Below are 18,088 nucleotides of genomic sequence, written 5' to 3' on the forward strand. Positions count from 1 at the left end.
TAAAAATGAATAATTAGTAACCTTTCATTCTTTCTTGTACTACACTCTTGATGTTGTTGTTTCATTTCCTTTAAAGATCGCATTCGCTCCTTCTCTGCCAGTGAACCTTTTTACACCCTTCAGTGTTGTTCGCTCCAGTTCCAAAGCGGGTACAAAAGTAGAAAATCATTCCTTACAATACAAATTATTTGAGAGGTTTTTTTAGAGGAAAATAAATATTACATTAAACAATGTTCTATATGCCACATTTTCAATAACATTCTAAAATGATGTAGGTCACTAGCAATGGTTATAATCAAGTCGTCAAATTCAAGCTTGTGACATTTAAATAGAGTCATCTTTATATTACATGCACATTTTTTGATTTCTCTAATGGTATCTTTCGTAAAGATTTTGATCTTTATAATAGTCTGTTTAAGTTAGTACAGGTTATTTCAATAATAACTTTTGTCGAAATTACGATATATACTAAAAAAAGAACTATCTTTGCAAGAGGTATCATTTAGGTAAACTTTTACCATTTTGGCTACTTGTTTGTTATCCAGCATTCTAAAACTTGATATTAAAGTAAACATTTGGGGCTGACTGGCTTTGACAGCGAGATGAAATGGTTTGTAAGCATGCAGTGCATAGTCGGCTGGCACTATAATCTCAGACGTCAACAAATTTAACTGGCAATAACAATTACGCTCTTGCTGCTTAATCGAAGTATAGTAGATTCTAGCTTAATTCCTACACAGGTGTAGGGACAAGACATCACCCGGAAGCTGTGGCTTCGAAGCGTGCCGATCAGGTGGTGCAGGCAAATCGGAGATAGGATAGAAGAGGCTTTGGCTTCTATCTGAATTAAAAAAGCTAAGGTTTGAGTTGGTGGCTTCGGTCTTGCTCTTTCACAAAAATAAAAGCGGAGATAAGCATGTAGAAAGCAAATTAGTTCCTTGTTTGGACGAGGGTTCAAGTCCCTCCAGCTCCACAAAGAGACACTCTAAATCAGGGTGTTTCTTTATTTTCAGGCGTTTGAGTTTCATTAGATTTTATACCATTTCAGTATATTTCAATCTTTTTTATACTTATATTTGCAGAGGTATAAAAAACGGTATAAAAATGGATACACTAAGTCTTAGATTTGTTTTTGATCGAAAGGGAGTATACTTAGCCAGTATTTTCCTTGGTATTTCAAGTAGAGGAACATTCACGTTAATATTCGTCTTCTCCCTTTTTGTCATAATCCAAACTTTATTATCAAAACCCAGCTGGATATCTTCCTGTCTCAAATTCTTTATATCAATATAAGCTAAGCCCGTAAAACAATAGAATATTTGAAATTTATCCGTTGGATAACAGATAATTAATGAAAGGAAGATAAACAATGGGTAATGGTATAGAAATGAGCGAACTACTTCGGTCTGCTTTGTTTCTCCATTGTTTCAAATAACTCTCCGCAAATATAATTAATTATTCTGTATTAAATGCAACAACATTTAGATAGAATCTTTTCAAGAGTCACATTTCTATAGTTTTTCTATTACATTTTGACAACAGATTATTTTATAAGTTCTTAAAAAGAAATATACCAGGATAATAATTGATAATCAAGAAGAACTTATTATCGGAGTCTGTGTCATTGTGAAGGGAAATGCATTAGTAGGAACGGTTATAAATATTGATGGGAATTTCTCTCTTGAAGCTCCTGTCGAGTCAACGTTAGTTCTCTCCTATATTGGTTATACTCCTATGGAAATAAAATTGGGAGATACAACCTCATTATATATTGTTTTACAGGAAAATACAGAGCTATTCGAGGGGTTAAATCTGTACCGAAATGCTGGAGCGGATACAAAAGAGGCGTCCCGATTTTAAATGTACTCGCATCAGTCCATGCGACTGGGAAGGTTGCTGAAAAAGCAGTATCAAAGTCGAAGAAGCCGGGTTGGAATGGTGTATCAGGTGGTGGAAGAGTGAAAGCGTGTGATTTGGCAGACTTTATTTTTTTTATTTTAGAAAAAATGCATACGTTTGTGACATCATAATAAAAACCTTTGTGATCTAATATAGATAAAATATGCACGCAACAGATGCTCTTATGGATGAACGAGAGTTGGTTCTTCGTCTGATAGACGGAGATGAAGGAGCCTTTTGCGAACTCTATGCAGCTTATAAGAAACGTTTGCTGTACTTTGCAATGAAGTTCGTCAAATCTCATGAATTTGCTGAGGATATTTTTCAAGATGCGTTTACTGTCGTCTGGCAAAGTCGTCACTTCATTAATCCTGACGCGTCTTTCTCTTCCTACCTTTACACCATTGTGCGAAATCGTATTTTGAATCAAATTCGCGACATAACTAACGAGGAGCAATTAAGAAGGAATATTCTTTCTCAGGCTGTTGATGTAAGTAACGAAACAAGTAATCAGGTATTGTTCCATGATCTGCAAGAGCTCATTGGTCGCGCGTTAGAGAAGTTAACTCCTCGCCAGCGCGAAGTCTTTAACATGAGCCGCGACCTGCAAATGTCACATAAAGAAATAGCCGAAGCATTGGGGATTTCTGTCAATACAGTGCAAGAACATCTCTCTCTCTCCTTAAAAGTAATACGCTCTTATCTGGTAAAATATTCAGATAGATCTGCAGATCTCCTTTTAATTCTATTCTGCCTAAATCTATAATAAACGTTAAATCACCCGTAGATGTTTCTTACTTTTGTGTATAACTTATGCAAGGGGAAAGAAAATAGTACCCCAATTTATACATGATGAAAGATACTAAAATAGAAAAAGATAAATTGCGCCGCTATCTGGATGATATTTATACCCAGGATGAAGCCTTGCAATTATTGCACAGCATGAAAAATGCTGAAAATAAAGAAGTATTTGACGAAGTGGCGGCAAATGTTTGGAAGGAATCCGAAACTCAACAACCTGCGACAGACTTCGAACGAGAGAAATATAGAAAGGAGGCACAACGGTTGTTGAGGCATATTGAGCATAGGAAGCGCACATGGTATCGTCGGGTAGCTGTGGCGGCAATCGGTGCAGCAGCTGTTGTAGCCATAATACTAGGAAGTGCCAATCTCTTCCGGCATATAAATGACCTGCAAGTTACGTATACTGAAATCAGTACTTCCTTTGGAGAAAAAAAACAGGTGAGTTTACCAGACGGAACACTATTGATTTTAAATTCTTGTTCCTATGTGCGTTATCCGAGCAACTTTGCAAAAGATATTCGTAAAATTGAACTTGAAGGAGAAGGTTATTTCAACGTTGCTCGAAACGAAAATATGCCGTTCGTAGTGGAAACAAAGCGGCTGAGTGTACAAGTGTTAGGTACCCAATTCGATGTCAAATCTTACTCAACAGACGAAATCATTTCGGTGAGTGTAGAGAGTGGTAAGGTGCAAGTTGATTTGCCGGAGTCTATGTCAAGATTAGTTGCTGATGAACAGATACTGATCAATACCGTATCCGGAGAGTATAGTAAGAAAAAAGAAGAGCGGAAAATTGCCGCCTGGATTAAAGGAAGTCTGCGGTTTAGCAGTACGCCTATAGGTGATGTGGCTAAAGAACTCGAACGTGTATACAACTGTCGAATTACTTTTGCAGCCAATCAAGACTTTGATAATCTAATTACTGGAGAGCACGATAATAAAAGTTTGGATGCCGTACTTGAATCAATTGAATTTATCAGCGGCGATATTAAATATAAAAAAGAAGGAAAAGATATATTGCTATATAAGGAATGATAAAATACCGATGTTTAACCTTTAAAAAATAAAATATGAAAACACCCCCTTCGTAATCTCTTTTCAGCCCGAAATGATAGAAGCATTCCGAAGGAATGCCTCTATCCGCAACCCCAAACGACTATTCATAAGCTTCAATCCAAATGAATAGTACGTTGTATGTTGCTTGTTTTTAATAACTTAAGTTTATTACTAAAACGCACAAATTTATGAATAAATTTTCTAATAATATAAAGAAAAGGAATAAATGCTTGTTGGTCTTTTGCTTTTTCCTGTTTTTATGTTTGTTTTTTACGCCTTATAAGTTGCAGGCACAAGAAAAAAAGGTTACACTGACTGTTCGAAACGAAACGCCAGCAAATGTTTTTGAACAGTTAAGCAAGCAAACCGGACTTTCTTTTTTTTATGACCAAAAGGTAGTGAATGCAGCTTCGGCTATTTCGCTTAATGTACAAAATGCCTCTTTACAAAGTGTATTGGATAAAATCACTTCACAAACAAATTTAAATTTCAATAGGGTAAATAATACGATCACAGTAGGTAGGCGAAGTAAGTCTAAAGAGGCAGAACAGACTCAAAACAAGACAATAAGAGGTGTAGTAATTGATACAAATGGCGAACCAATTATTGGAGCAACTGTGCAGGTGAAAGGGAGCACCAATGGGGTTATCACCGATCTGGAAGGTAACTATACCTTGAACAATGTTCAAGAAGATGCACTCATCCGGATTTCTTGTATTGGTTATCAAACCAAAGAACTGAAAACCTCAAGCAAGGAATTGACGCGTATTATAATGATAGAGGATTCCGAACTTCTGGATGAGGTTGTAGTTGTAGGATATGGCGTTCAGAAAAAAGTGAATCTGACTGGTGCAGTGGCCACAGTATCGCAAGAGGCTTTAAAAGACCGTCCGGTTTCTAATATTGGACGAGCACTACAAGGCGTAATACCTAATTTGAATGTAACACTATCCTCAGGCCAGCCTGGCGCTGGCGCTTCGTTTAATATTCGAGGCACGACATCTCCCAATGGAGGAAGTCCATTGGTGTTGGTTGATGGAGTGGAATCTTCTCTTGAACGTATCAATTCTAATGATGTTGAATCAATTACAGTTTTGAAAGATGCCTCCTCGGCTGCTATTTATGGGGCACGTGGGGCTTTTGGTGTTATTTTAGTGACAACAAAAGGAGGAAGCTATAATGAAAAGCCGAAAATTTCTTATAGCGGCTCTTTCTCTGTTTCTTCACCAACTACATCTACCGATTTTGAAACACGGGGATATTATTCAGCTAAAATAGCTGATATGTTTTCGTTGTCTTCAACCGGAAACCCTTACACCTCTTATACAGATGATGAATATCAAGCTTTGTGGGAGCGGCGGAATGATGCTACAGAACATCCTGAAAGACCTTGGGTAACTACGAAGATGCGCAATGGAAAACAGCAGTATGTTTATTTGGCGAATTTCGATTGGTATAATTATCTCTATGATGATTCCCGGCCAACATGGGATCACAATATAAATATAAAAGGAGGAGGTAAGGCACTATCGTATATGGTAAGTGGGCGCTATTATTCGCAAAAAGGAATCAATCGAATTGAACCGGATCAATTTGATTCTTATAATTTCAGAGTGAAATTGCAGGCAGAAATTACTCCATGGCTAACGATAACGAACAATACAAAGTTTTTCAATTCGGTTTATAAGTATTATGGATTTGAATCGGAAACAGACAACTTTCGTAAACCAACTTTACATGCATTAGCTTCATTTGTGCCTGTAAATCCAGATGGCACTGCTGTGTCTCACACTTCAATGACTCATTCGGCATCTCATTATATGATGGATGGTTATAATGCCATGATGCAAAAAGGTAAAAGTGGCGGTCATAAACGGACAAAGGAATTTGCAACCTCATTTGAATTGAACTTTAAGTTGCATAAAAACTTCGATGTAAAGGCCGACTTTAGCTACACTTCGGGGTATTTGAGAAATGATTATCGAAGCGTAAATGTTTCTTATTCACAATATCCGGGTGAAGTTTTGGAAGAGGCTGAGAAATACTTTCCCAATAAATATAAAGAGGTCGTTTGGGATCAAAATTATTATGTGGCAAACGCATACGGCTCATATCATAATACTTTTGCTGAAAAACACAACGTGATGTTGCTTGCCGGTTACAACTATGAAGCTAAATACTATCGGGATTTAGAAGTTTATAATGATGGTTTATTGTCAGAAGATCTGTCTGATTTTAATTTGGCAAAAGGAACTAATTCTGGCATCAATGGTGGAAGAAATGAGTATGCCATTATGGGGTGGTTTTATCGGGCAACCTACAACTATAAAGATAGATATCTGCTAGAAGCCAATGGGCGTTATGATGGAAGTTCGCGTTTTCCGCGAGGCAACCGCTTTGGATTTTTCCCGTCATTCTCTCTTGCTTATCGTGTGAGTGAGGAAGCCTACTTTAAACCCCTTCGCTCTTTTGTCGATAACCTGAAACTTCGTTTTCCTATGGTTCATTAGGCAATCAGCAGATAGGATATTATGATTTTATTCAAACCATATCGACCAATGGGAAAATGAGTGGCTATTCATTTGATCGCACTTCTCTTGGAATGCATGCGACAGTGAGTGCTCCTGTATCTGGAGCACAAACTTGGGAAAAAGTTGTTTCAAAAAACTGGGGGGTAGATCTCAATACGTTGAATAATCGATTGGGATTTACTGCGGAATACTATATTCGTGATACAAAAGGAATTTTAGGACGTGGCAAGTCGTTACCTTCCATTTATGGAGCTGATCTACCTCAGGTAAATTCCAATGATTTACGTACTAAAGGTTATGAACTGACATTAAATTGGCATGATTCATTTAATTTGGCAGGTAAACCTCTGAGATATGGTATTACAACTTCATTCTCAGACTATTCGGCTAAATACACAAAATGTGATAATCCTTCGGGATTGTTGGACGAACCTTATGTAGGTAAGCGTTTTGGGGAATTATGGGGATATACAATCGACGGATTGTTTCGAACCGATGAAGAAGCGGCAGAGTATGCTTCACGTATTGATCTGAAAACCGTAGCACCAGGGTGCTATAATTCTACAGGAGCCTATGGAAAGGGAGTACGAGCAGGCGACCCTCGTTATCTTGATTTGGATAACAGTGGAAGAGTAGATGGTGGAAAGGGAACGTTAGAAGACCCGGGTGATAGGCGGGTTATAGGAAATTCTACTCCTCGTTATCACTATAGCGCAGGATTGAACCTTTCTTGGAATGGTTTTGATGCATCTGTATTCTTCCAAGGTATCGGAAGCATGGATTGGTACCCGGGTGCGGATAACCAACGCTTCTGGGGAGCATATAGCCGTCCTTACCAAACATTTATACCAAGTAATTTTATGAGTCGGGTATGGAGTGAAGAGAATCCAGATGCTTATTTCCCTCGTGCTCGTGCATATGCCGCATTAAACACTACTAACGGAACCGTTTATTATACAAATAACCGCTATTTACAAAATCTGGCTTATTGCCGTTTGAAAAATCTGACTATTGGGTATACTTTACCTAAAAATCTGATAAGCAAAGTTGGTATTAATACGTGTCGTTTGTATGTAAGTGGTGAAAATCTATTTACCTGGACAGCATTGGAGAGTGACTTCCTTGATCCGGAACAAGCTGCCGCAGCAAGTAATAAAAATGCAAATGTGTACCCCTGGTGCAAAACGTATTCGATTGGATTGAATTTAACATTCTAAATGAAAATATATTATGAAGAATAACATTATAGCTATATTATTGGGACTTGTAGTATTCATGCTGGGAAGCTGTGAGGATATGCTCGACCGTTTTCCAAAAGATAAGTTGATCCCACAAAATTATTTTCATACAGAGGAAGAATGTCGACTTTACACGAACGATTTCTATTCTATGTTCCCGGGAGGTTCTGCTATTTATGGCGAAACTGCTGACATAATCTCTCAAACCACTCTGACTTCGGAAGTGTTGGGTAACCGCGTGGTACCTTCCAAAGCTGGAACCTGGAACTGGGAGAAACTGCGTGATATAAATTTCTTCTTACAACATTCTGGTAATTGTGAAGATATGGCCGTGAGACTGAAATATGAAGGAGTATCTCGTTTTTTTCGTGCGTATTTCTATTTTGAGAAGGTGAAATATTATGGAGATGTACCCTGGGTTGACAGACCTCTGGCTTCAGATGAGGCCGAACTATATAAAGGTAGAGATTCTCGTGAAATGGTGATGAAGAATATACTGGAGGATATTGATTTTGCCATATCCAATTTACCAGCCGATAAAAACGTATATACGGTCACGAGATGGACTGCGTTGGCTTTGAAAAGTCGTATCTGTTTGTTTGAGGGAACTTATCGGAAATATCACAAACAGGGAGAATATGCAGAAATGCTTACCGAATGTGTTGCTGCTTCAAAAGAATTCATCAAAGAGAGTGGGTATTCAATTTATAATTCGGGAAGTACCCCCTATCAAGATCTTTTCTCTTCTCTCAAGGCGAATAGTACGGAAATCATATTAGCACGCGCATACAATTCCTCTATTGCTTTGACACATGATGTGAATGGTTATCTTGTATCTTCTACTATGGGAAGACCGGGATTGTTGAAAAATATAGCTAATATGTATCTGATGGCAGATGGAACTTCTTTTACCTCACAAATCGGGTGGGAGACTAAAACACTACCAGAAGAGTACGTGAATCGAGATAAACGTTTTGCTCAAACTGTACGTACGCCAGGTTTTAAACGTATTGAAGCAACGGCTTTATCTGCTCCCGATCTGGCAGCTACAGAAACAGGATATCAACTGATAAAGTTTTTACAATCGGCCAAATATGACGGCTATAATTCCTCAACAAATGATCTGCCATTATTTAGAACCGCGGAAGTCTACCTTAACTATGCAGAGGCTAAAGCAGAACTTGAAACATTGACACAAGAAGATATTGATCTGGTGATTAGACCGTTGCGGGATAGGGCTGGGGTGGCAAATCTGTCATTAACATGGGCCAATGCCAACGTAGATCCTTATCTTTCTTCCGCAAAAACTGGTTATGTGAATGTTACTGGCAATAACAAGGGAGTAATTCTGGAAATTCGTCGCGAACGTACAGTAGAAATGTTAATGGAGAACTTACGTTATTGGGATATAATACGGTGGAAAGAAGGTAAGCGCTTTGAGAATGCATTTACCGGATTATATTTTCCGCACCCCGGAGAGTATGACCTGAATTCGGATGGAAAAATAGACGTTTGCATTTGGAAAGATGCGAAACCTTCAACAAATGCTTCGCTTATGTATGAATTGGAGAAAGATATTTTTCTGACAGAAAAAGACCATGGAAACATATTGCTTCATACGGATTATGCCCGAAAATGGAATGAAGAACGAGATTATCTCTATCCAATACCTACTGATGATAGGGTATTGACGCAAGGGAGTATCAGCCAGAACCCAGGTTGGGAAGATGGTCTCAATTTTTAATTAATAAAAAATCTGAATGTATGAATATTCTGAAAAATATAGTTTCAATTTTTGTTACTTGTGGCTTGACATTAATGGTGATGGCCTGTAATGAGCTTGATGGAGATAATGCCGATTTTAATTTTGAAGATAAAGTAGCAAAGGAAGATCCGGCTCGTTTGCCTAATTCAATACGATTAGCTACGTACAATACACATCGTTGTGCGGGCACGGGGACAACTGTAGCGACCTACGATCAAACCGCTAAAGTGATTTCATTGTTGGATGCAGATGTTGTGGCGTTGCAGGAGCTAGATAAGAATACATCTTTAAACCCAACTGATCAATTGCAGGAACTGGCTAATCGTACAGGATTAATCCCGTTTTTTTGCAAAACGGTTAATAGTGGTAGTGGAGAGTATGGAATTGGTATTTTATCTAAAACAACTCCTAAAATTACGGCAAACAAAGAATTGCCAGGGGTAGAGAAGAGACAATTCCTATTGGCGGAATTTGAGAACTACATTTTTATTGCAACTCATTTTTGTCATTTAAATGATGTTAATCGTCAATTGTCATTTAAAATTATCACGGAATATATCTTGGCAAATTATGCCGATTATTCGAAACCCATATACTTGGCTGGTGATTTGAACACAACTTCGTTGCCTGCTAACGCATTAGAATCGTGGGAAGTGATAAGTTCTTCTGCCAATACGTTCCCAGGTAAAAGCATCCGCATTGATTACATACTAGTATATAAAGGAAATTCGCCTAAGTATGAACGCTTACGTACATTAGTGCCAACGTATGAAGGGATAGATTTACAAAGAGTCTCTGATCATCTTCCCATATTAGTAGATCTTAAAAAAGAAACGTTATGAAATATAATTTAACAAAATATATATGGCTCATTACATGCCTTGCGTGTGTACTATTGAGCGAAAGTTCTTGCAAGGATGATGTAGAACTTCCTGTGCAAAAAATTGAATTGAGTAGTGAAGCTATCATGGCTCCTGCTTTTGCTGCAACTTTCACAATTGACATACAGGCCAATTGTGATTGGACAATTGAAGTGGAGGGCAATGATCGTAAATGGGCTAGAATATCACAGACGAAAGCCGTGGGGATGGCTACAGTAGATATCGCTCTCGAAAGTAACGATGCGGAGGAAAGTCGCACACTGACACTTTCTGTTATTGCGAACCGCAATAGAAGTGTAGTAAAACAATTGAAACTTGTTCAGAATGCCGCAGTTATGGAGGGATATGTAAGTGTTCCAGATATTAGAGCTTTGGTTGAATCGAATGAGACATACACTTTTTACGAAAACAAGAAAGTAAGGGCGATAGTGATGTCGAGTGTTTTAGAAGAAAACTATTACAAGCACTGTGTAGCTTTGCAAAGTTCGAACAAGCCCAATAGCGGTATAACCTTACGCATGGATGAACCGCTTTACATCGCTACAGGTACTGAAATCGAGATTGATCTGAAAGGAGCGGAAGTCTTTAAAAATACAGAAACGCATTTATTGGAGTTGAAACCAGTATCGCCCAACAGTATAATTCAGACGGAAACAAGTCTTATTACTCCGCAACCAGTTCCCATTTCGATAGAGGAATTGAATACGGGGAAATATGAGTCTATGTATATTTCGATAGCAAGTCAAGTAGTGATTACAGATCTGAAAAAAGAAAGGTTGAGTGAGAATGTAACCATGCAGACTGATAATAATGGACGTTTTGTAATGTATGTACTGAAGAGTAGTAGTTTTGCGAACGAGATGGTTCCGACAGGGGGAGGCGTTTTATCCGGTATAGCATCGGCTTATCAAGAAGGGTTTGCTGTAATGCCTTGTACTAAAGAGGATATCAACCTTTCTATGTCGCGATTTGATGGCGGAATTGTATTACCTTATGTTTTCTCGCTGATGACGACAGGAGCGAACGATAACGGGAAGTATGTCTTGTTCACAAAAGAAAGTGATGTTCGCAATAATAGCTTAACAGCGACAGACGGAACGGGTACAACACTGACAGCCAATCTGAATGCCTCATCAAAAGCTTTTAATTACTGGAACGACAATAGTGGTCACCACAATTTACCAATGGGAACCTGGCTGGATGGAGATGCTAATCACCTACTTTTTTCATTTCCATTAGGACAGGATATTATCGATGGATTCCAATTTTCAATCGGTATGGGCGCGCAAGCAAATGCACCAGCCAATTGGCAGTTGAAATATTCAGTAGATAAGAAGAACTGGTATACAGCTCCATATGCTCCACACATTACTATACCTCAAGGTAAAAACTCAGGGGGAGGTAAGCATTTTTTCTATTATTCAATAAAGGTCGATAGAACTGAGATTCCATTGTTACATAAACAAACTCTTTATATCCGTATTTCACCTTATGATAAAAATACAGTATCGGGTAATCCGATATCCAATAACAATGGACGTATTCAGGCTCATTCTTGTGCCGTTTTAGAAGCTATTCCAACATTCTCTACCCCTCGGCCTTCAGGCAATGTTGTTTATTTTGAACCATTCGATAAGTGTGTGGAAGGGCTTGATTATCGTTATGGAGATAAATTGGCTGCTATGTTGAATTACTGTGGAAGTGATATAACAAAGTGGGAAGAAGCGGTCAAGAATAAACTGTCTGGTACTTACGTGCGCCAACGTCCCGGATATGCTCAGATCGGATATGTAGAAACCCAACTCATAGCTCAGAATGCTTATACAAATAATGTTGGGACTTTGAGTACTCCAGTTTTGAACACTACAGGCAAGTTACAAGTGTCTTTTAAAGCGATGGCTTATAAAAATACATCTGTGTATTCTGCTGGGGCTAATACAGCAAAGGATTTTGATGGAGATGCACGAAGTATTAAGGTTGAAGTCGTTGGTGGAGGTACTATCGATGGCGTAACCAGCAAGATAATAACTGGATTGGATTATACATCTTTCAAAACCTTTACATTTACGATAGAAAACGCTGTTCCCGAAACACTATTGCGATTCACCAGTGCTCCAGACCCGGGAACATTTTCTCGTTGGTTCATTGACGATATTTGCGTAACGAAATAGTATTTGATATGAAAATAAGTATAAAATATATGTTCCTATGCTTTATGCTAGGTAGCTGTGTATTGGTAAAGGGGCAACAAAAAATGGCATGGGATGAAGCTTATCGGGAAGCTGATGCTAAGATTGAACAGTTGACTCTTGATGAGAAAATCCATTTCATGCGTGGCTATTCTTTGTTTTTCTTCTATGGTGTTCCGGAAAAAGGCATTCCTTATCTGTATCACTCGGATGCGACACAAGGAGTTAACATTAGACGTAATTTGCCTGATACAACAATGGTGCATCAATTAGAACGTTCTACGGCGTTTCCTTGCCCCTTAATGCTTGCGGCAACGTTTAACCCGAACTTGGTTCGACGTTATGCGATGGCTGTTGGCGAAGAGTGTCGTGCAGGAGGTATCGAAGTTTTGCTAGGTCCGGGAGTGAACATGACCCGCAATTCTCAGTGTGGACGTAATTTTGAGTATTTTGGAGAAGACCCGTATCTTTCTTCTGTGATTACAGAGGAATACGTACGGGCGATTCAATCGACCGGTACAGCTGCCTGCCTAAAGCATTTTATCTGTAATGAAACTGAGTTTTACCGTCGTCGGTCTAACTCTGTTGTGGATGAACGTGCTTTACATGAAATCTACTTGCCACCGTTTAAAGCGGGTATTGATGCTGGGGCTGCTTATGTGATGACCTCGTACAATCAGTTGAATGGCGAATGGACAGGGCAAAATCGCTATCTACTTAAAGAGTTATTACGCGAGAAAATGGGATTCCGGGGATGTGTAATGAGTGATTGGAGTTCGGTGTATGATACCGAGAAAGTAGTGAAGAACGGAGTGAATACAGAAATGCCGGGGCGTAAAGAACTGTTTTCAGAAGTGAAATCTCTATTAGCAGAGGGACGCATTACGGAAAAGGATATTGAACAAATGATCCAGCCTGTTATTGCTACCGGCATCGCTTTCGGATTGTACAATCGGGAGAAATATATTCCCGAATGGTTGAACAAATATCCTCAACATGAGCAAACGGCATACGATGTGGCAGCAGAGGGTATTACCTTATTGAGCAACAATGGTATTCTACCTCTTCGAACTGCACGTAAGATCTTGTTAACTGGGCGTTTTCTACATGAGGTTCCCCGTACTGGAGACAACCCGGCTGCATCAGCAGCAGTGAAAGGCTATAACAATGTAACTCTGGCTAAAGCAATGTATGATACATATGGTGATGCATTAACTATAGTCGAACAGCCTACTTATGAGCAGTTGGCGTCGGCAGATGTTGTTTTAGTATCAGCTGGAACCATTGATATGGAATCGTTTGAACGTCCATTTGCTTTACCTCGGCAGCAAGAAAAGCTGATTTGTATGGCTGTGGAAGCCAATCCCAATACTATTGTTTTAATCAATTCCGGCTCAGGTGTTCGTATGACAGGGTGGAGTGATAAGGTGGCTGCGCTGATATATGGATGGTATCCGGGCCAAAATGGAATGAAAGCAGTAACGGATGTGGTGTCTGGCAAACTGACCCCTTCGGGAAAACTTCCTATGACCATTGAAAGGGAGTTTAGTGATTCGCCTGCAAGAAATACAATGCCTGTCGGAGCAGAATTTTATCATACTGCTTATCGCGCTTATAACGAGAAATTAATTTCTGTCTATGACGTGAATTATGATGAGTCTGTTTTAGTAGGCTATCGTTGGTATGATACAAAAAAGATTCGACCATTATACCCTTTTGGCTACGGTTTATCGTATACAACATTTTCTCTTTCTAAACCTCAGATTCAAATAGGACACGATTTTGCTAGAGTTCGTATTATTCTGGCCAATACAGGGAAACGTGAAGGAAGTGAAGTAGTACAATTGTATGTATCAGAAAAAAGTCCGACAGTGGTACGCCCTGAAAAAGAACTGAAAGCTTTTCGTAAAGTAGCATTGGAGGCGGGTAAGAAAACACTCGTTGAATTTGAACTTGATTTGAAAGATTTGGCCTTTTGGGATACAGAATTACATGATTGGAAAGTTAATCCGGGTGAATATATTATCAAGATAGGGACTTCTTCAGCTGATATTGCTTGTTCTTTATCCTGGATTGTTAAGGAATAGGAGAGATGGTGAAAATTAAGTTACTATTGATGATTTTTATCTTGTCCTTGAATAATTTTTCATGGGCGATTGAAAAAGATACAGTAAAGTATGTAAATGCTTCTCTATTGACGCTGATTAACAAGGCACAACCAGATTCTTCCTTTTTTCAGCGCTTGGATGAAAGAAAGTATTCTGACCTTACGCCAATAGTCAGACGCTATTTTACATATTCAACAGGGCTCGCTATTGCTTTTCAAACAAATAGCCGAAATATTTCTGCTCGGTGGGAAACAGAGAGTAATAAGTTTGGAGTGAATACGACTCTTATTGCGCAAACAGGGTTGGATCTTTATATACGACGTAATGGGCAGTGGGTATTTGCAGGTGTGGGAACTCCCAATTATGGAGTTAACCACCAATCAAAGTTAGTGGAAAATATGAATGATTCACTAAAAGAATGCTTACTTTATCTGCCCCTGTTTACTAAAGTAAAAAACTTGGATATAGGTGTTGATAAAGATGCTTTATTGGAAGCATTACCTGTTCCTTTTCGCCATAAAATAGTAGTTATAGGTTCGAGTATAACACATGGAGCTTCTGCTGGCCGTCCAGGCATGGCTTATCCTGCCCGGCTCAACCGTGCATTAGGATTTGAATTTCCTAATTTAGGAATAAGTGGTCAGTGCAAATTAGATGCATTCTTGGCTCATATTGCTGCCGATACAGAAGCTGATGCTTTTGTGTTGGATGTATTTTCTAATCCTTCTCCTCAACAAATTGAGGAACGGTTAGAAAGGTTTGTTGCAATTATTCGTAAGAAGCACCTTGATACACCTCTAATTTTTCTACAAACGGAAGTGCGCGATTCCGGAGTGTTCAATGAAAAGATCCGTAAATACGAATATGAGAAACGTATAGCTGCGGAACTAGGAATAAAGAAATTGGAACAGCTTGGGTATAAAAATATCTATTTTGTGAACCCTGGTATGGATTTGGGTACTGATCATCAGGCTACAGTCGATGGAGTGCATCCTTCCGATTTGGGATTCGAGCGGATATTGGACAAACTGCAACCTGTGCTTGTTAAGATATTGCATAGACACAAAATCCGTTGATTCTTAAAGAGGGTATCTCATATATTCGAATTGTCCCATGCAGGAGTAGATGAGTCACGCTGGTCATTTGAGCTCGGTAAAAAAAGGCTTCAGATATAAACTGTGCTAATACAATCATTCCATTTTGGGGCGAAAAGTTAATCTGGAAAAACGGTAAGTTAAACTAAAAAAGGATCTAGAATGAAAAGATTAAATATATTATTGCTATTCCTATGTGCATTGCAACTGGTTTTTGCCCAGGATCGTGCCATGGAAATCAGAAACAAATTATTGGACAGGGACCAGAGCTCTGTCATCGTTGTAGCTCACCGGGGCGACTGGCGATTTGCACCGGAGAATTCTCTGGCTGCTATTGATAATGCCATAAAGATGGGTGTTGATATCGTGGAAATAGATGTGCAGCGAACAAAAGACGGGCATATTATTCTAATGCATGACAAAGCTTTAGATCGGACTACAACAGGTAAAGGTCTTGTGGCGGAATGGACATTAGATTCTATTCGTACTTTAAAATTGAAGAACGGATGTGCCATTAAAACGAAAGAGATTATTCCGACATTAGAGGAGGCTTTACTTCATGCCAAAGGAAAAATTATGTTGAATCTGGATAAAGCAGACCGCTTCTTCGATGAAATCTACGAACTGATGGAAAAGACGGGAACAACCAAGCAAATCATAATGAAAGGAGGTAAAACACCACAAGAAGTCAAAGATAAGTTTGGGAAATATCTGGAAAACGTTATTTATATGCCTGTGGTGAATCTGGACAAAGAAGATGCAGGGGGACAGATCAGTATGTTTGTTGAAGACTTCAATCCGGCTGCTTTTGAACTCGTGTATGCTGACGACTCTAACCCTCTGCCAAAAGAAATGGCGGAATACCTGAACGGGAAAGCACTTATTTGGTACAATACCTTGTGGAACACCCTTTGTGGAGGTCATGATGATGATATGGCACTTGAAGATAGAGACAAAGCATACGGATATCTAATTGACACATTGGGGGCTCGCATTATCCAAACAGACCGCCCGGCTTACCTGATAGAATATTTAAAAGAAAAAGGGCTACGCGACTAATCAATTGGTTATAGGCAAAGGTAAACACTAAAGTCTGGCCCAACAGAGAGGAGGAGCTGTACTACTTTGACCGATACTTTTAAAGTATCCGGTCTCCTCCTCTCTTATCTTAAATTTTTAAAATTAACAATTCCATGATAAAGAAAATAACACGTTTCTTCTCCCCACTACCCGATAATGAAGTGGTTGAAGAAGATAATAAGAAGCTCAAAAAGTTGCAATGGTCATTTTTTATTTCAGCAACATTAGGCTACGGACTATACTATGTATGCCGTATGAGTTTGAATGTGGTAAAGAAGCCATTGGTTGATGATGGAATATTGACCGAACAGCAACTTGGGATTGTTGGTTCTGCTTTGTTTTTTACCTATGCAGTGGGGAAATTCGTAAATGGATTTCTTGGCGACAGAGTAAATATTACCCGCTTCATGGCAATAGGGTTGCTTATATCGTCTTTAGTAAATATCCTTCTTGGATTAAGCCATACTTTCTGGGTATTTGTCGTCCTGTGGGGAATTAATGGTTGGGTACAGAGTATGGGCGCACCTTCTAGTGTCGTCGGATTATCCCGTTGGTTTACCGATAAAGAACGAGGTTCTTATTATGGGTTCTGGAGTGCCAGCCATAATATCGGAGAAGCCATCACATTTATAGCGACAGCATTTATTGTAAGTATAGCAGGATGGCGGTACGGATTTGGTGCGGCAGGTATTGCCGGATTGGTCGGTGCTGCGATTATTCTTTTATTTATGAAAGATGGTCCAACCAGCCAAGGATTACCTTCGGTGATGCCACCCAAAGAACGGGAAAAATCGGCAGGAAAAGCACAGCTTGAAGTTCTGAAAAATCCGTATATCTGGATTCTTGCCCTATCAAGTGCCTGTATGTATGTGAGCCGTTATGCTATTAACAGTTGGGGCATATTCTTTCTTGAAAATCAAAAGGCGTATAGTTCAGTAGAGGCGAGTAGTATTGTTGCTGTTTCTGCGGTTTGCGGTATTGTAGGGACTGTATTATCAGGCTTTCTGTCTGATAAATTATTCAAAAGTAATCGTGTCGTTCCAGCTATTATATTCGGGATATGTAATGCTATAGCTATTGCCCTTTTTGTCCTTGTACCCGAAGGGTACTATTATATAGATATTGTCAGTATGATCTTGTTCGGATTATCAATTGGTGTATTAATATGTTATCTGGGAGGATTGATGGCAACAGACATAGCACCCAAGAGAGCATCAGGTGCGGCTTTAGGGGTTGTTGGTATTGCCAGTTACCTAGGTGCGGGGCTTCAGGACATTATGAGTGGACAATTGATTGGCGACAGTAAAACAATAATAGATGGCATTGCCGTATATGACTTTTCTTCTATCCGATACTTCTGGATCGGAGCGGCAGCCTTGTCGGTTCTATTCTGTGTTATGTTGTGGAGAGCGAAAAAGAAGAATTCAAAATAAATAATCTATT

12 protein-coding genes, 1 other RNA gene and 1 pseudogene are annotated in these 18,088 nt (G+C 39.1%); 13 read left to right on the top strand and 1 reads right to left on the bottom strand.

Annotated features, from left to right (window positions below):
• The first annotated feature begins 577 nt into the window (after positions 1-577).
• Positions 578-976: a transfer-messenger RNA gene (gene ssrA / locus D0T57_RS10505) on the top strand.
• A 172-nt stretch (positions 977-1,148) separates the two neighbouring features.
• Here ssrA and D0T57_RS15875 read toward each other — a convergent pair.
• Positions 1,149-1,331 (bottom strand): annotated as a pseudogene (locus D0T57_RS15875) (site-specific integrase); the annotation flags it as partial.
• Between the two features lie 253 nt (positions 1,332-1,584).
• Here D0T57_RS15875 and D0T57_RS16095 point away from each other — a divergent pair.
• The 12 genes from D0T57_RS16095 to D0T57_RS10560 all read left to right on the top strand — a co-directional run bounded on the left by D0T57_RS16095 (position 1,585) and on the right by D0T57_RS10560 (position 18,078).
• Positions 1,585-1,860, top strand: a complete 276-nt coding sequence (locus tag D0T57_RS16095) for a carboxypeptidase-like regulatory domain-containing protein (RefSeq protein ID WP_368666919.1) — start codon at positions 1,585-1,587, stop codon at positions 1,858-1,860.
• Between the two features lie 202 nt (positions 1,861-2,062).
• Positions 2,063-2,665, top strand: a complete 603-nt coding sequence (locus D0T57_RS10515) for an RNA polymerase sigma-70 factor (RefSeq protein WP_163273451.1) — start codon at positions 2,063-2,065, stop codon at positions 2,663-2,665.
• 83 nt (positions 2,666-2,748) lie between these two features.
• Positions 2,749-3,738 (top strand): FecR family protein, encoded by a 990-nt coding sequence (locus D0T57_RS10520; RefSeq protein WP_163273452.1) that lies wholly within the window; start codon positions 2,749-2,751, stop codon positions 3,736-3,738.
• Positions 3,739-3,947: 209 nt separating this feature from the next.
• Positions 3,948-6,269: a SusC/RagA family TonB-linked outer membrane protein gene (locus D0T57_RS10525; protein WP_255490572.1), complete on the top strand. Its 2,322-nt coding sequence runs from the start codon at positions 3,948-3,950 to the stop codon at positions 6,267-6,269.
• A gap of 56 nt (positions 6,270-6,325) precedes the next feature.
• A complete protein-coding gene (locus D0T57_RS15880) occupies positions 6,326-7,507 on the top strand; it encodes a hypothetical protein (RefSeq protein ID WP_255490573.1) in 1,182 nt (393 codons plus the stop codon).
• Positions 7,508-7,520: 13 nt separating this feature from the next.
• On the top strand, positions 7,521-9,272 hold the full coding sequence (locus D0T57_RS10530; RefSeq protein ID WP_163273453.1) for a RagB/SusD family nutrient uptake outer membrane protein: 1,752 nt from the start codon (positions 7,521-7,523) through the stop codon (positions 9,270-9,272).
• 20 nt (positions 9,273-9,292) lie between these two features.
• Entirely contained in the window at positions 9,293-10,135 is an 843-nt protein-coding gene (locus D0T57_RS10535; protein WP_163273454.1) for an endonuclease/exonuclease/phosphatase family protein, read from the top strand.
• Complete coding sequence (locus D0T57_RS10540) at positions 10,132-12,345, top strand: DUF5689 domain-containing protein (RefSeq protein WP_163273455.1); 2,214 nt, start codon at positions 10,132-10,134, stop codon at positions 12,343-12,345. The genes D0T57_RS10535 and D0T57_RS10540 overlap by 4 nt, the downstream gene beginning before the upstream one ends.
• A gap of 8 nt (positions 12,346-12,353) precedes the next feature.
• Entirely contained in the window at positions 12,354-14,450 is a 2,097-nt protein-coding gene (locus tag D0T57_RS10545) for a beta-glucosidase (protein ID WP_163273456.1), read from the top strand.
• A 5-nt stretch (positions 14,451-14,455) separates the two neighbouring features.
• Positions 14,456-15,547 carry an SGNH/GDSL hydrolase family protein gene (locus D0T57_RS10550; RefSeq protein WP_255490574.1) on the top strand — a complete coding sequence of 364 codons (1,092 nt, stop codon included), beginning with the start codon at positions 14,456-14,458 and terminating at the stop codon, positions 15,545-15,547.
• Between the two features lie 180 nt (positions 15,548-15,727).
• Positions 15,728-16,624 (top strand): glycerophosphodiester phosphodiesterase family protein, encoded by an 897-nt coding sequence (locus D0T57_RS10555; protein ID WP_163273457.1) that lies wholly within the window; start codon positions 15,728-15,730, stop codon positions 16,622-16,624.
• Between the two features lie 134 nt (positions 16,625-16,758).
• Complete coding sequence (locus D0T57_RS10560; protein WP_163273458.1) at positions 16,759-18,078, top strand: MFS transporter; 1,320 nt, start codon at positions 16,759-16,761, stop codon at positions 18,076-18,078.
• Positions 18,079-18,088 lie beyond the last annotated feature (10 nt).

It is taken from the genome of Dysgonomonas sp. 511, assembly GCF_010501105.1.
Classification (GTDB): Bacteria; Bacteroidota; Bacteroidia; order Bacteroidales; family Dysgonomonadaceae; genus Dysgonomonas.

Bases quoted from the DNA above. Each gene is read 5' to 3' on its own strand.
- D0T57_RS10515 (WP_163273451.1), top strand. From the start codon at position 2,063: ATGCACGCAACAGATGCTCTTATGGATGAACGAGAGTTGGTTCTTCGT.
- D0T57_RS10520 (WP_163273452.1), top strand. From the start codon at position 2,749: ATGATGAAAGATACTAAAATAGAAAAAGATAAATTGCGCCGCTATCTG.
- D0T57_RS10525 (WP_255490572.1), top strand. From the start codon at position 3,948: ATGAATAAATTTTCTAATAATATAAAGAAAAGGAATAAATGCTTGTTG.
- D0T57_RS15880 (WP_255490573.1), top strand. From the start codon at position 6,326: ATGAGTGGCTATTCATTTGATCGCACTTCTCTTGGAATGCATGCGACA.
- D0T57_RS10530 (WP_163273453.1), top strand. From the start codon at position 7,521: ATGAAGAATAACATTATAGCTATATTATTGGGACTTGTAGTATTCATG.
- D0T57_RS10535 (WP_163273454.1), top strand. From the start codon at position 9,293: ATGAATATTCTGAAAAATATAGTTTCAATTTTTGTTACTTGTGGCTTG.
- D0T57_RS10540 (WP_163273455.1), top strand. From the start codon at position 10,132: ATGAAATATAATTTAACAAAATATATATGGCTCATTACATGCCTTGCG.
- D0T57_RS10545 (WP_163273456.1), top strand. From the start codon at position 12,354: ATGAAAATAAGTATAAAATATATGTTCCTATGCTTTATGCTAGGTAGC.
- D0T57_RS10550 (WP_255490574.1), top strand. From the start codon at position 14,456: ATGGTGAAAATTAAGTTACTATTGATGATTTTTATCTTGTCCTTGAAT.
- D0T57_RS10555 (WP_163273457.1), top strand. From the start codon at position 15,728: ATGAAAAGATTAAATATATTATTGCTATTCCTATGTGCATTGCAACTG.
- D0T57_RS10560 (WP_163273458.1), top strand. From the start codon at position 16,759: ATGATAAAGAAAATAACACGTTTCTTCTCCCCACTACCCGATAATGAA.